The organism is Pseudomonas sp. microsymbiont 2, from assembly GCF_054788395.1.
This window is the reverse complement of the sequence record NZ_CM139112.1, coordinates 2,682,585-2,697,753: the sequence shown is the minus strand read 5'-3', so window position 1 is coordinate 2,697,753 and position 15,169 is coordinate 2,682,585. Positions and strand designations below refer to the sequence as shown.

Below are 15,169 nucleotides of genomic sequence, written 5' to 3'. Positions count from 1 at the left end.
CCGCCCGCGTAGCATCACGCCCCCCCACCCGTACCATTGCGATCAGCCATGCCCCAGCCCATCCCCCTCAAGGACCACGAAAAGGAAAAGCACCTGGTCAACCGCCGGTTGCTGGCCTGCGCCGCGCTGGTCATGAGCCTGGTGGCGGTGCTGGTGGGCCGGCTCTATGTGTTGCAGGTGCTGCAACACGACCAGCAGAGCGCGGTCTCGGAAAACAACCGCGTGCACGTGCTGCCGATCCCGCCCGAACGCGGCCTGATCTTTGATCGCAACGGCGTGGTGCTGGCCGACAACAAGCCCAGTTTCAACCTGACCATGACCCGCGAGCGCGCCGGCGACTCGACCAGGGTGCTCGACAGCCTGGCGCAGATTCTCGGCTTGTCCGAGGACGACCGCCACCAGTTCGACAAGGACCTGCGCCGTGGGCGCAAGCCGTTCGAGCCGGTGACCCTGCTGGTCGGTCTGAGCGAAGAGCAGATCGCCCTGATCGCGGTCAACCAGTTCCGCCTGCCCGGCCTGGACGTCGAGCCGCAGTTCATTCGCGAGTACCCCCTGGCCGAGCACTTCGCCCACTCGGTGGGTTACGTCGGGCGCATCAACGAGAAAGAAGCCAAGACCCTCGACAGCACCGCGTACCGCGGCACCCAGTCGATCGGCAAGACCGGTATCGAGCGCTTCTACGAAAACGAACTGCATGGGCAGGTAGGCTACGAGGAAGTCGAAACCAACGCCCAGGGCCGGGTGATGCGCGTGCTCAACCACCACGACCCGGTGCCGGGCAAGGACATCGTGCTGAGCCTGGACGCCCACCTGCAGCAAGCCGCCGAGAAGGCCCTGGGCGACCGGCGCGGCGCGGTGGTGGTGCTCGACCCGGCCAACGGCGATGTACTGGCGATGGTCAGCAACCCGGCATTCGACCCCAACCTGTTCGTCAAGGGCATCAGCTACAAACAATACTCGGCACTGCGCGACTCCATCGACCGGCCCCTGTTCAACCGCGTGCTGCGCGGCCTGTACGCGCCAGGTTCGACGGTCAAGCCCGAGGTGGCGATCGCCGGCCTCGACAGCGGCGTGATCACCCCGGGCAGCCGGGTCTTCGACCCCGGCTACTACGAGCTGCCCAACTACGACCACAAGTACCGCAACTGGAACCGCAGCGGCGATGGCTGGGTGGACATGTACAGCGCGATCATGCGCTCCAACGACACCTACTTCTACGACCTGGCGCACAAGCTGGGCATCGATCGACTGCACGACTACATGGCCGCGTTCGGCCTGGGCCAGAAAGTCTCGCTGGACATGTTCGAGGAAGCGCCTGGGCTGATGCCATCCCAGGCGTGGAAACGCGCGACCCGCCGCCAGGCCTGGTTCCCCGGCGAGACGCTGATCCTCGGCATCGGCCAGGGCTACATGCAGGTCACCCCGCTGCAACTGGCCCAGGCCACCAGCCTGCTGGCCAGCAAGGGCGCGTGGCACCGCCCGCACCTGGCGCTCACCGTCGGCGGCCAGGCGCCGGCCGACCCGCACCCGATGCCGGACATCGTGCTGCACGACCGCCACGCCTGGGACCAGGTCAGCCAGGGCATGCAGATGGTCATGCACGACCCGCGCGGCATCGCCCGCGCTTCGGCGGCCGGCGCCCAGTACCGCATCGCCGGCAAGAGCGGCACGGCGCAGGTGGTGGCGATCAAGCAGGGCGAGCGCTACAACCGCGACAAGACCCTCGAGCGCCACCGCGACAACGCCCTGTTCGTCGGCTTCGCCCCAGCCGAACATCCAGCGGTGGTGGTGGCGGTGATGATCGAGAACGGCGAGGCCGGTGGCCGGGTGGCCGGGCCGGTGGTGCGCGAAGTGATGGATGCGTACCTGCTGGACGATCAAGGGCATCTGAAGGCGCAGTATGCAGGCGCCGCGCCGGCCAAGGCCGTTCCGCATACCTGAAAGCGCCGCCATTGGAGCGGGTTCACCCGCCCAAGCAGCCCCTGCGGTGCTTGGCACCGGCTAAGCCGGTGTTCGCGGCTGAAGCCGCTCCCACAGGTACTACGCCAACCTGTAGGAGGCGCTTGGCATCGCGTCGCTTGCCTCACCGCGGTTTGCCCCACGCCATGGAAGGCGTATGCAAGGTATGCTTCGCCATCCCCCCGCTGGAGCGCCTCATGTCGACTTTCTCCGACCCGCAAGCCGTTGCCCGCTACGCCGAAGGCCCTGTGCGTCAGGTCCCGGGTTTTCTCGACCTGCAACGCATGGCCACCCTGCTGTTGGCCGAAAAGGTCCCCGACGACGGTCAGGTGCTGGTGCTCGGCGCCGGTGGCGGGCTGGAGCTCAAGGCCTTCGCCCAGGCCCACCCTGGCTGGCGCTTCCTTGGGGTCGATCCGTCCGCCGAGATGCTCGCCCTGGCCCGTCAGACCTTGGGCGAGCTGGCCCCCCGCGCCGTGCTGCACGAGGGCTACATCGACAGTGCGCCCGAACGGCGTCATGACGGTGCCACCTGCTTGCTGACCCTGCACTTTCTCGATGCCGAACAGCGCCTGCACACCCTCGAACAACTGGCGCGGCGCCTCAAGCCCGGCGCCCCGCTGGTGGTCGCGCACCACAGCTTCCCACAGGACGAACCGGACAAGACCCGCTGGCTGCAGCGCTATGCCGCTTTCGCCGAAAGCAGCGGGATCCCCCGTGAGCAGGCACGCAGCGCGATCAACGCCATCGCCAGCCGCTTGCCGTTGATTGCGGCCGAGCAGGACGAGGCAATCCTGCGCCAGGCAGGCTTCGAAGGCATCGCGCTGTTCTATGCCGGTTTCACCTTCAAAGGCTGGGTGGCCTACCTGCCCGAATGAGCAGATAGGCCACCTCGCCGGTCAGGCCTCGGCAGCCCGGCGCTCCAGTTCCTCGCGGTAACTGCTCAACGACGCCAGGCGCTGGGCGCTGGCGGCTTCGCGGTCCTCGACGATCACCTTGAGCTGATGCGAGGCCTGCGCCAGGTAGGCCTCCAGCTTGTCACCGGTGATGTAGTCGCCCGACAGCTTGTTCAGCTTGCTCCAGCCGTCGTTGAAGACCTGCGCGAAGGCTTGCGAGACGGCGCCCACCGCCAGCCATTCGGCGGCCTGGGTCACGAAGAACTGGTCGGTGGCGCTTACCAGTTGCGCCAGGCGGTTGCGCCGTAGCGACTCGCTGTTGCCTGCGCGCTCGTAGTCCTCCACACGCTCGAGCGCCTCGTCGATGACCAGTTGCAGGAAGTCGGCGAAGGATTTGAAGAAGAACGCGATCTCCTCGACGATTTCCTTGCTGCGCTTGAGCGCGGCCACGCTCAGGTTCAGCGACTTGACCGCCAGTTCGATGCTCTGCTGCTCGCTACGCTGGCCATCGAGCAAGACCGTGATACGTGCCAGCTCCGCGGCCTGCTCGCGCTTCACGCCCTCGTAGCGTTCGACGTTTTCCAGCATCTGACGCTCCAGTTGGCGCAGCGACATGGCCTGCTCGCGCAACTGCTGGCTCGCATCGCCAGCCACGCTGGACAGCTCGCGCAACAATCCGCCCAGCCGCTCCTCGAGCGCGGCGAGCTGCGCCTGCGCCTCGCGCAGATCGCCACGCACCTGCTCGAGGCGCCTGTCCAGTTCTTCCCGTGCCAGGTCGCTGGTGGCGGCGGCACGCTGCGTTTCCAGTTCGGCAACGGTGCGTTGCAGGGCAGACACGGCACTCGCCTGGGTGGTGCGGCGAGATTCCAGATTGGACTTTTCCACCAGTTTGGCCGGGTCATTGGCGGCACTGTTCTGGCCCGCCACGGTACCGACGCTGGCGGCGCCGAGCAATGCCGAACCACCGCCGGAGGCGCCCATCGCGGCGAGTGGCACGACAGCGGACAGCACCTGGGTGACCGACTTGAGCAGCGATGCCCAGAACGACTTCTGTTCTGCGCTCTTGGCTTGCCGGCCGTAGTCGCGCGCGCGCCTGTCGAACAGGTCGACCTGTTCCTGCAAGGAGGTGACCAGGCTGTCCAGTTCGGCACGCCGGGCACTGGCCTGGCGAATCTCCTCCTTGATCAGACGATTGGCCTCGATCGTTTCGCTCAGGGCGATCTCGCTGCTGGCCATGACCTCTTCGATATCGCGCAGGATCTGCTCGTATGCCTCGACGATGCTGGTCAGGCTGCCGCGCACGCCGCCGGCGGCCTGGGCGATGTCCACCGCCAGCTCGAGCAAGTCGCGGCTGACGAACCACTTGATTTGCTCACCGTCGTTTTCCTCCTTCACATCCAGCCAGTCCGGCAGCGCCGAACGCAGTCGATTACCAATGGTCCGAGCCACCCGCACGGCGCCGTTGATGCTGCGCTCACTGTCCTGCTGCGCGCGGATCAACCGGTGCATGATGCTGGAGATGCGAACCCGGATGGCGCCTTGCTCCTGGGGCGTGGTGTTGTAGGCGATGTACAGCAGTTCGATGGCGTGATCGGTATCGGTCTTGGCGCGGCTGATGTCGTAGTTGCCTTCGATCTTCGTCTTGAAACTGGCCACCAGGGGCGAATGCACGCCTGGCAATTGCAGGGGGGTTGCCTCGGTCAGGGCCGAGGTCTGCTCGGCGATCCGATCCTCCAGCAGAACATTGCGATTGGTGAACGAAATGATTTCAGACATGCGATGAATCCTTTTTTGTCGAGAGGGGTTCGCTATTGCCCACAAGTCGGCAGGAAACGCCCTGCTTGTCTTGTTGCGCAGACAATGTGCGGATTCATCCGGGCGCTTAAGCAGGAAACGATCCCGCTGTACGTAGGCAGTCGCCCGCCCTCAGGGCCATGCCTTTCAAGATTTTTTGGCGCGGGGCTGTTGACCGAGCGAGGGCCTCAAGGTGTTCGCCGTTAGAGGTGCAGCGCCTATCAGATCGAGCGCCGCCCGCGCGGCGCATCGCGACGCAAGGCCGCTCCTACATTTGTTTCGGGCCAGTCTCTCCTGTGCCATTACCTGGTCCGCCTTGTTGGTACGACGCGGTATCAAGGTGGGCACTGCTGGCGCCTCGCCTGACTTGAGGCATGCACCAAGGCGGGCAACCATGGCCTCACAGGTTCGGCACGTTGCAACAAATGTAGGAGCGGCCTTGCGTCGCGATGCGCCGCGCGGGCGGCGCTCGATCTGATAGGCGCTGCACCTCTAACGGCGAACACCTTGAAAAACATGGAATTGGGAGCGGATTGACGGCGCGCGTCATTCAGCGCGAGGACAAGACGCAGTCGTTCTCCCAGGAACTGGGGTAACGGACCTGCTGATTGCGCAGCGCTGGCCAAGCGTCGTAAAGCAGCCTGTGGCTGGCCGACAGAGCACCGTTCAGGGGCTTGCGCAACGGCTGCACATTCTGCGCATGGCATTGGCCGATGTCTCTGGGCCAACTGCCGCATTCCTGAACGGCATAATCGAAATCGTCCAGCCGCTGCGCGTTGTCTTGCCGACGCTCCAGCGTCGCTCTCAGGTACGGCCTGACAACCGTTACCGTGCGCTCGTCATCTTCAATGATGCCCAGCACACGCCGCAGGTTGACGATCTCACTCTGCAAACCCTGGATGTAAAGGCGATGCTCCGGCCTGGACGGTGGATCACCGTACAACGCTCGCGCCTCCTGCAGCTTGCGCTGGGCCATGCGCGCCTGCCGCTCCAGTTCGGGGCGACTCTGCAATTGCCCGCCCAGACGGTGTTCGGCGCTTTCGATGCGCTCGATCATCAGTCGTTCCAGACCATCAAGACGGCTTTGGCACAATGTCATGCGCTGTTGCAGCGCCTGGTCGGACGATTCGGTCGCCCCTGCGCTCGCACCGGGTGATATCAGAAAGGCCCAGATCAGGCCCGGAAAACAGCATGTCGCAAGGCGACGGTAATGCGTGTGATGCATGACAAATCTCCTGTTCAAGGTGGTGGCATTGCACCGCCACGCAGCCTTCCCAAGCAGCGGGAAGTGCTACCGCCCTCCTCCGCCAGCGCTCCCAGGCATCAGGTCATAGGGATGCTTCTACCCAGGCAACACAATGGGTATCAGGTTCCCTGTGCTTGTCGCCTGGCGAAAAAGCGCGCAGACCGCGCTGCAGCCGGGGTCAATGCATGCGCCCCGGCTGCACGCCCTGCAACTCGCAAGCACATGCTCAATGCAAGGTGCTACGAGCCTTCAACCGTGCCTGCTCGACGACCTCTTGCCAGGTGTCGTTCTCGTCCTCGCGCACCGTGAACCAGGGGTATACCTGCTCGCGCCGCTCGTAATTCGCCCATTGCCCTAGCACATCCTCGCCGGACGCCCGTATCACCCTGGACTCACGCCCCAGCGCATCGTACACATGGCGGTCGGCATGGATCCCTTCACGCGCGCTGTCGTCGCTGACCCAACGCCAGTCGTCCAGATAGAACGGCAGCCACACCTGCACCGCCTGCCCCTTGTTGTCGAACCGGGTCTTGCCGGTAACCGCCCAGCGGATCGACGCGTGCGCGACTACCGCGCACCCCCGGTCATCGGTTTGCAGGGCACCTTCGTCGGTGCGCACGAACGCCTTGCCGGGCGGGTTGAGGATGGCGGTCTGCAGCAGCTGTTCGCCACCGCTCAGCGTCACCTGCACCCGCACCTGCTGCTCAGGATCGCTATCGTAGCGATCGGTCTGAATGCGGATGACGTGGGGTGGCACGCGGCCTGTCAGGCCCGATGACGGTGCGATGCCGTCACGGCGCAGGCGCTCGGCTTCACGGCGCCAGCGCAAGACGCCACAACGGCGCCGCTCATCGAGGCTGCCGTCCGGACGCAGCGCCAGCGGCATCCAGCTGTCGGCCACGACGGTAAAGGCCATGGCCACCGGCACGCCCTTGGTCTGGTTCAGCGCCACCGCCTGCTCGACGGTGAGTGGCGGCTCGAAGGCCAGGTCCGGGCTGTACCCGGTCACCACCGCAGCGTCGCTACCGGGCGGCGTCTCGGTACCATGGAAGCGGGTATGCGCCACCCGCCCCAAGCCGTCCAGGGTGGCCTGGGTGATGTTGTCGTTGGCGTCCTTCAGGCGCACCGGCACCAGGAAGCGCCAGTCATGGGCCTCGACCGTGGAGGTCAGCCCGGCGGCGTCGGTCACCTCGCGTACCGTGATGTCATGCGCGCTGTAGAGCAACCGGCTGGGCCCCGTCACCGTGCTCTCCTGCACCATGGCCGGCTGCCAGAAATGCGCCGCGCCCTGGTAGGCGGTGATGCCGTGGTGACCGGCAAACGCCTCTTCGACCCGGGGCAGGCCAGGGATTGCGGGCGCGCCGAGCGCCTCTGGATCCTGCGGGTCGGCCAGCTCCGGCGCGTCCTCGGGCCGGCTCATCGCGACATAGCCTCCGCGCCTGAGCAATTCGGCCAGCGACTGCGCCTGCACCGGCGTGCCAAGCCATGCGCGCACCTCGTCAAGCCACGATTGGGCCTCAGCGGCCATCTCCCTGGCCAGGTCCGCCGAGTTCAGCACGGCCATCAGCGCGCGCCAGAACAGCGCATCGGCCGACGTGGCGCTCAAGGCGCTGGCGACGGCCCCCTGAAGCGCTGTCAGTACCGGGCTGCCCTGTGGCTCCTGACGGCCGAACCAGGCCACCACGGCGCCAAGATCGCCATCCGCGACCCGGCTCTTGCCGGGCAGCGCCGCCTGCAGCCCTGCGGGCAGCTCGGCTGCCGGCGCCGCCAGTAACCGCTCACGCAACGCATCCACGGATATCACCGTCTTCAGCGCGCGACGCAACAACTGGCAACCCTCCTCGTCCACCGTCGCCGTGCGCAGATACGCCAGCAGCAGTCCATAAAGCGTCTCGGGCTGGTCCATGGCCGGCATACGCTGACGCACACGCCCCAGCACCGCCGGATCGGCCGCGCCCATCCCGTCCTCTACCAGCTCGTACAAGGTCTGCTCGAACGTGGAGCGCAAGACATCGAGCGAGGCTTTGTCCAGCATGGCCGTACGGGTGTAGGCCACCAGTGCCTGACGTGACGGCGTGGAGGACACGCCACAGCCATCGGCGCCGCGCCAGAGCACCTTCTCGTAGCCCGCCAGGGTGGTCCTGTCGGGGTCGTCCAGCGGCAGGCCCTGCTCCTGCAGCATTTCCACGCTGAACCCGCCAGGCGGCACATCGGCGCCAGCGAACCTGAGCACATCCCGTCGCGTGCTTCCCGGCAGGCCGATGACGAAGTCATCGCCCTGCAGCAGGTTGTGCACGGTGGCGCGGGTGAGATCGACCCAGCAGGTGTATTGCTGTGAATCGCAACTGGCCTCGATCAGGCCTTCGGGCAGGCTGGCGGGATAGATGCGCCGCGCGGCCTCCTCCCGGCGCAGATCTTCGGCGCTCAGTTGACGCGGATAGTGAATGGCGACGTTCTGCCGCACATTCCCGTACGCGTCCTGCTCGAGCACGATGGCCTGGGTCACTACAGGGTCCTCGGTGATGCGCTCGCAGTTGAACGTCAGGCTCTGCTGCGCTGTCACCAGCGCCGACGGCCGCAGGCTGTCGGCGCTGGCATGGGCACGAATGCACAGACGCGACCGCTCGACGCGGTAAGGCCGGTCGGCCCGCGCGTCACCGTCATCGCCATACACCTCCGTGCGCATGACCTGACCACGGACAGCGCGGTACAGCCAGGCACGCAGGTCCGGAGCAGGGTCGAAGACCTGCTCGCCCTGGTCGGTCCAGCGAGTGAAGCGCAGCGGGCCTTGGGGGAAGGCAGCGTCCATGTCGGTACAGGCGTCCTGGGCGATCGCGTCACGCGCCTCGACGCCCGAATGGAACCAGGTACAGACCCGCGCCGGAGGCGACAGCTGCGCCGCCGTCGCCTCGGCGATGGCGTGGGTGTCGGTCTGGATCAACCGGGTGAAACCGGCGAACTCGCGCTCATCGCCATCCCAGACGCCCCCCAGGTAAGTGGTTTCACTGCCCAGGCACAGGCCGGTAATTTCATTGATCATCGTCACCCGGCTGAGCGTGTGCACCGGAAACGGCAGATGGCTGACCGGAGCCGGATCGCCGCAGGCCTGCGCGGCGGCCTTCTCGTCGAGCCAGGCCTGGGCCGAACTGCGATACGTCAGCTGGGTGCGGCTGCCGGCATTGTCGACGACGGTTTCCAGCAGCCAGGGCCGCTGGTCATTGAAACGATACAACCAGCTGCGCGGCGCGTTGTCCGGGCCGTGGCGCGGGACCGTCAGCAACAGCTGCGCCGTGCCCTGGCCCTGCAGGTCCACCACCTGCAGCTTGCAGGTCGGATCCAGCGTCACGCCTTCAGGTGCCGGTACAAACTCACGCTCCTCATAGCGATTGCCGCACTGGCTGATGAACACACGGATGCCGTCGGCCTGCAGGTAGAGAATGTCCGTCGTGCCGGCACCGTCGGTGTCGGCCAGCAGTACCCGCGCGGCCGTGAAGTCGTCCACCGCGAAGCCGGGGATGGCCAGCGCCTCGCCGAACCTGCCGTAGCCCAGCGACGGCCACAGCGTCACGCTGTCGCCGGTGATGCGCATCAGGTGGTTCTGGCCACTGCCGGCCGGATCGGCGAAAGCCACCAGCTGACGCTCCGCGTCGTCCACCGACGGCAACGGTTCTCGCCCGCTGTACGCCGAGGTCATGGCGGCCATCCATCCCGCGCTGCCAGCCGATGGGTACAGGCGAACGCTACGGGGGCCCAGGGCGCGCAGCATCACCACGTCCGGCCTGCCGTCACCGGTCAGGTCGGTCAGTTGCGCCAGCGGATGAGCGTATTCGACCGGCAGCGCCGTCAGGGGCACCAAGCCGCCCCAAGTGCCATCCGGGGCCAGGGTGAAACTGCCGCGCAGGCCACCGGCAGTGACCAACCACTCGGGCCTGCCGTCGCTGTCCAGGTCGACCAGGGTGCCGCTCGCATTGCCCGGACGCAGCGGCAGTGGCGCGGACGCGCCCCAGGTGACGGCGTCTTGGCTACCGACCTTGCGCTGCGGAGTCCGGTAGTGCCAGGCCCCCTCCTCCAGGTACAGCAACCCAGGGATGCCGTCGCCGTACAGGTCGGCCATCTGCCAGGCGGGCGACCAGAAGCCATCGAGTTCCGCTACCGTCTCCCAGCCCGGCTGCGCCCTGCCTGGCTGGGTCAGCTCGAACTCCAGAGGAGGCAGTCGGCTCGTCGGCTCGTGGGTCAACTGCTGCGCGGACACCAGGATGCTGGCCACCGGGCTGCTGTCGTATTGCAGGTGCAGGCGGCTCACCAGTTCGGGCGTATCGTCGGCCTGGCCGGCCATGCGCGCGGTACGGTGCCAGAGCAAAACGTCCCGGCAAAGACGACGCAGACGCACATCGAAGCCGTAGCGCCAGAACGAATGACGGTCCTCGCGCACCGGCCAATCGCGCACTGGATGCGGCGCAGGTGGCGTGTCAGGGTCGGCGCCGCGCTCGCCGTAGTCGAACACGGTGAAAGTCAGGAAGTCGGTTGCGTCGAACCCATCGCGCGGGATCAGCAACGCCTGCGAGGGTGTCGCGTTCATGGCATAGACCGCCTGCGGGTACAGGTTGGCCACCCGCGGGTGCGCGGCGAGTTCCAGGGCGTCGCAGCCCTGGTCGTCCTCGTCGCGGTAACGGTAGACCAGATGTTCGCCACGGGCGGAGACGGTCTCTTCGATATGCCAGCCGGCGACATGCCCGGGATTTTCCGGGTCGCGCAGGCGGGCGCCGGCCGACCAGCCATACAGCGACAGGCTGCCGTCGGCCAGGTAGTGCAGCCAGAAGCCGGGATCCCCGGCCACAGCTTCGTCCACCCAGTGTTCCAGGCGCTCCATCAGGCCCCCCGTGCGCGATTGCCAGGGTGTGACCCGATAGGCGCCCGTGTCGTTGGAAAACGGCAGGTGCGTGCTCCGACGGGCCGCGCCGGCCAGCAGGATCTCCTCGCCGGAAGGGCCGACCATGCGGTCGCTCCCCGCGTATCGAGGGAAGCCGAAGCGGGTCATGCGGTAGATCGACGGCAAGCTGCATTCCCAGCCAGCGCCAAAGGCGCTGTTGCCGCCGGAAGAGGAATATTGCAGCGCCAGGCTGGCCGACAAGGCGCGGCCAGCCGGTGATGGCAGCGGCAGTTGCCAGCCCGCGGCGCCATCGGGGCCGCCGCTGGACAGCATGCCGCCGCCGACGGAAACGGTGCCGCCGCCCTTGGGCAGTGACGGCGGGGTATAAAACGGTGCGCGTTGATCCTGCGAGGTCGCAGGCACAGTTTGCTCAGACATGGATATCTCCGAACTTGCCCCGTACGCTGGACGGGGCAAGTCTTTAATACGTGTTCAGTATTCAGCGCACTACAAGAATCGTTCAAGCGGAGCGCTGCCCACGCCTTGAGCAACACTCAAGACGCAGAACCTTACAACAGTAACCATTTATATCATTCGTCTGACTCGACATAACCAATCGAGGCCAGCACTCATTGCCTTGCCATCACAGGATACGTGCCTCGCGCAACTACACATAAGCCCTTCCCCATGACACATCAGGCGGAAGCCACGCGCTCAAGAATTAGCGCATGATGTTATCTCTAAGATGGAGATTTGATGTAAATCCACGCCCAGCAAAACTAATACTAAAAATCCCCGTCCTAACAAGCCCCTCAAAGGTCCATGTCAAACTTGTGTTCATCGTCCTTCGGTTAATTAAACTAGGCGAAGATTTTACATGATAGGTCTGCATGTCTCCGCTCATGCCAGGGCTGACCGTAAGCGACGAGAACCGCAGTGGGCTTCCGGGCCTTGGCACGAGGCTGATATTACGTTGCACCCCGCGCCAGAAACTATGTGAAGAATTGTTCGCTACTTCCACGCCATCGAGCCTCAATAGCGCTTCATCTTCAAGACGAGTAGATAAGAGGAGGCATGTCGAAACGTTCAGAGGGGCCTCGAACTGGTCCACAAAGACATTCAAACCAAAGACACCACTTACATTCCTTCCCGTTAGTGCCCAGATCACAGGATAGGAAATTACCCGCCTACTGTTGTAGTTCGGTGCCGCGCTGACGTCAGCCGGGCTCAGGGTACCCTGATCAAAGCTCATCCAGATATTCAAGCCCGATCGAAACAAAGGGCTGCCGGCCTTGGGATAAAGCTGCAACGTTCTTGGCACCTCCCGCCGAAATACCTTGAGATCCTCATCCCCCGTCATCCTTCTCAACTCAGCCTCATCATTTAAATCCGGCGACATCAGTATATTGTCGGGCAGTGTCAATGGTGCCAAGAATCCATCCATATGAACTTCCAGAGCAAACTCACCACTAACATTCTGCCCTGCCACCGACCAGTTCAGCCCAGCCCCCGTAAGGGCCCGCTGTTCACTGTAAGCCGGTGCGGCTGTCACCTGGTTCGGCCCAAGGGAACTGGCCAGTTGCAGCCAGGCGTGCAGGCCGGCCTGCCGCAAGGGACTGTTGGCCCTGGCTTCCATGCGAAGTTGGCGGGATCTCCTACGCCAGAAGATCCGGGGAGAGCCCGGCGCGGGGAGCGGGCCATCGAGCCTCAGCTCGGCTTCATCATTCAAGTTTTGCGACAGCAGTATGCAACTGGGCAGCTGCAATCCTGACGCAAAGCCCGTCATGCGAATTTCCAGGCCAAATGTGCCACTCACGTTCGCACCGGTCAGCGACCAGTCCAAGCCTGAATCGGTGACTGTCCGCGAGTCGTCGTATGCCGGTAACGCCACTATTTGGCCAGGATTCAGACTGCCATTGGCGAAGCTTAACCAGGCCTCCAGCCTCGCCTGTCCCAATGGACTGCCCTGTCGAGGCGCCAGACTGAGCCGACTGGCCACGCCACGCCGCAGAATTGGCGAGCGGTCACCGGGCACGGACGCGCTGTCGAACCGTAGCTCGACCTCATCCTTCAGGTGCGAGGACAGCAGCAGGCAATCGGACATTGCCAGAGAGCTATCAAAACCCTCCACATGCACATTCAACGTGAACGCACCGCTTACCTGCTCTCCGGTCAGCGACCAGTCCAGACCGGCGCTGGTCAGTACCCGTGGCGCGCCATAAGCCGGTGCAGCTGGCACGTTGTCCTCCGTCAGGCTACCGCCGGTAAACGATAGCCTGGCGGCGCGCCCGAGCAACTCCAGCGGGCTGCCAGCCTTGGGCGCAACGCGCATCCTACTGGCGACGCCACGCCGCAGAACGGGAGAAGAACCCTCAGGTACTTCGTCACCCTCGAACGTCAGCTCCACCTCGTCGGCCAGATCGGCGGAGATCAATACGCAGCGATCGACCACCAGCGGTTCAGGGAAACCGTTCATGTGGATCTGCAGCCCGAAGGTGCCGCTCAGGTCCGCGCCGGTCAACGCCCAGCTCAGCCCACCCGGCTGGAACGCCTGCCTGCTGCCATAGGCGGGCACTGCGCCAACGTTGCCCGGTACCAGGCTACCGTCGGTGAAGCTCAACCAGGTGTCGAGTTTCATTTCTCCCAGCAGGCTGCCGGGCTTGGGCACGATGGACAGCGTCTGCGCCTCACCGCGTCGGAACAGCGCGGGCTGCGTCACGGGCGCCCCCGCCAGGCGCAACTCGACTTCGTCCGCCAGGCTGGCCGATATCCGCACGCCACGCAGGGACAGCGGCATGCCCAGGCTGGCCGTCGCCGCCTCCAGGTTGAACGTGCCCTGCTCCATGCCGCTGACGATCTGCCAGCTGACACCTTGCGCGGTCATGGTTTGCGCCGTGGTCGGGCTCAAGGTGATGCCCAGCTGCGGTTGGCCGTCAGGCCATTGCAAGGTCACCGGCAAGCCATCGAAAAAGCTGCCAGCGCGCTTCGGTCGCAAGGTCAGGGTGTGGCTGCCGATGCTTGTCAGGCGCAGGTTCAATGCATCGAAGTCGCTGATGGGCTCGCCGTTGAACAGCACATCGAGCTGCTCCGTCCAGGGCGAGGTGAGAAAGCCCGGGATCGCGCTGATCCGCTCGCTCGCTTGCCCCAGCGCATCTTCACAGCAGGCCTTGAACACCAGGCGGTCATCAGGGCCGAGGTCGCCCGGCGCAGGCTTGTAGTTCAGCACCGCCCGGCCCTGCTCGTCCGTCGGCACCGTGCAGTAGGGTTTGTCGTTCAGCAGCCAGCTCACGTCCTTGCCTGCCAGCACACGCTCGGGCGCGAAAGGGCTCTTCACCACGGCGCTCAGGCGAGTGCTGTTGCCCAGCTCGACGATCGGCACCACGCCGTCCCATTGCAGATCGACGACGTCGTAGCGGAAGTCGCCGACCTGCATTGGCAGCTCATGCTTGAGGGCCTGCCAGTAGCTGCCCAGACCCAGCGTTACTTCACCGGAAAGCACCTCCTGGGCCTGCGCATGAATGTCCCAATGCGCGCCTGTCAACGCGGGCAGCGGCTGGTAGCTTTCCTCATGGTCGTTGTCGTTGAGGTTCAGCTCAGGGGTCGTGTGCACGCCAAACTCCACCGGCAGGCGCTCATCCTCGTTCATCCACAGCAGGCTGAGTTTCTGCTCCTGCCAGTGGTTGCCGTCCTGCGCCTTGACTTCCAGTCGATGCACGGCGCCATGACACAGCAGCAGCGGGCTGCCGGTCTGCTCGATCGCACCGCCATCGGGGTCCACGGTCAGGCGCATGTCCCCCGCCAACGGCGGCAGACGCAACTGCGACACGACATCGCGGATGTACAGGTACGCCAGCCCCACCGAGTTCGGGGTTTCGAATACCACACGCAGACGTTGGGCGCCGGCTGGCACGGCGATGCGCTCCACTGACAGCTCATGCCATGTGGGGTCGTCGAGCAGCGCACGACGGCTAGCCTGCGGCGGCTCGCCGCGCATGGGTTGCCGGTAGAGCAGGTCCGTCTCGTTCTGCCCTTCGAGCAGGTAGACGCTGAGCGTGCACTCGCCGAACCAGCTGGCGTTGTACTGGCAACCCAGCCAGTAGTCCGGGCGGCCTTCGCTGGCCGGGTTCGCCGCCATGGGCAGCTCGAAATCCTGCCAGACCCGGTTGTTCCGGGTGATGCCTACGTAAGTGCCACCGTCATCCGCCGAGAAATAGGCGAAGCCGTTGTTGTTCTGGCTCTGCCAGGCGCTGCGTGGGCCGATGCTGCCCCGAGGGAACGAAGGGGCGTCCAGCACCGAGTGGCTGATGCTTTGCTCGGCCGTCCCTGCCGAGGAGCGGCCAGGGATGAGGGGTTCAATGATGTGTAGCGACATGATGATCTCCAATTTTGCACAGGGTGGGGCTGGCC

At 65.2% G+C, this 15,169-nt stretch carries 6 protein-coding genes; 2 read left to right on the top strand and 4 right to left on the bottom strand.

Annotated features, from left to right (window positions below; translation table 11 throughout):
* The first annotated feature begins 48 nt into the window (after positions 1-48).
* Both mrdA and ACYUME_RS12205 read left to right on the top strand, forming a co-directional pair.
* Positions 49-1,941 carry a penicillin-binding protein 2 gene (mrdA, locus tag ACYUME_RS12210; RefSeq protein ID WP_279886059.1) on the top strand — a complete coding sequence of 631 codons (1,893 nt, stop codon included), beginning with the start codon at positions 49-51 and terminating at the stop codon, positions 1,939-1,941.
* A 215-nt stretch (positions 1,942-2,156) separates the two neighbouring features.
* The gene (locus tag ACYUME_RS12205; RefSeq protein ID WP_460419050.1) at positions 2,157-2,834 is read left to right on the top strand and encodes a class I SAM-dependent methyltransferase; all 678 of its coding nucleotides are present in this window, start codon (positions 2,157-2,159) and stop codon (positions 2,832-2,834) included.
* A gap of 21 nt (positions 2,835-2,855) precedes the next feature.
* Here the strand turns inward: ACYUME_RS12205 and ACYUME_RS12200 are convergent, their stop codons facing one another.
* The 4 genes from ACYUME_RS12200 to ACYUME_RS12185 all read right to left on the bottom strand — a co-directional run bounded on the left by ACYUME_RS12200 (position 2,856) and on the right by ACYUME_RS12185 (position 15,134).
* Positions 2,856-4,628 carry a hypothetical protein gene (locus ACYUME_RS12200; RefSeq protein ID WP_460419049.1) on the bottom strand — a complete coding sequence of 591 codons (1,773 nt, stop codon included), beginning with the start codon at positions 4,626-4,628 and terminating at the stop codon, positions 2,856-2,858.
* 568 nt (positions 4,629-5,196) lie between these two features.
* Entirely contained in the window at positions 5,197-5,871 is a 675-nt protein-coding gene (locus ACYUME_RS12195; protein WP_460419048.1) for a hypothetical protein, read from the bottom strand.
* Positions 5,872-6,118: 247 nt separating this feature from the next.
* On the bottom strand, positions 6,119-11,200 hold the full coding sequence (locus tag ACYUME_RS12190) for a SpvB/TcaC N-terminal domain-containing protein (protein WP_460419047.1): 5,082 nt from the start codon (positions 11,198-11,200) through the stop codon (positions 6,119-6,121).
* A gap of 283 nt (positions 11,201-11,483) precedes the next feature.
* Entirely contained in the window at positions 11,484-15,134 is a 3,651-nt protein-coding gene (locus tag ACYUME_RS12185) for a hypothetical protein (RefSeq protein WP_460419046.1), read from the bottom strand.
* Between the last annotated feature and the right edge of the window lie 35 nt (positions 15,135-15,169).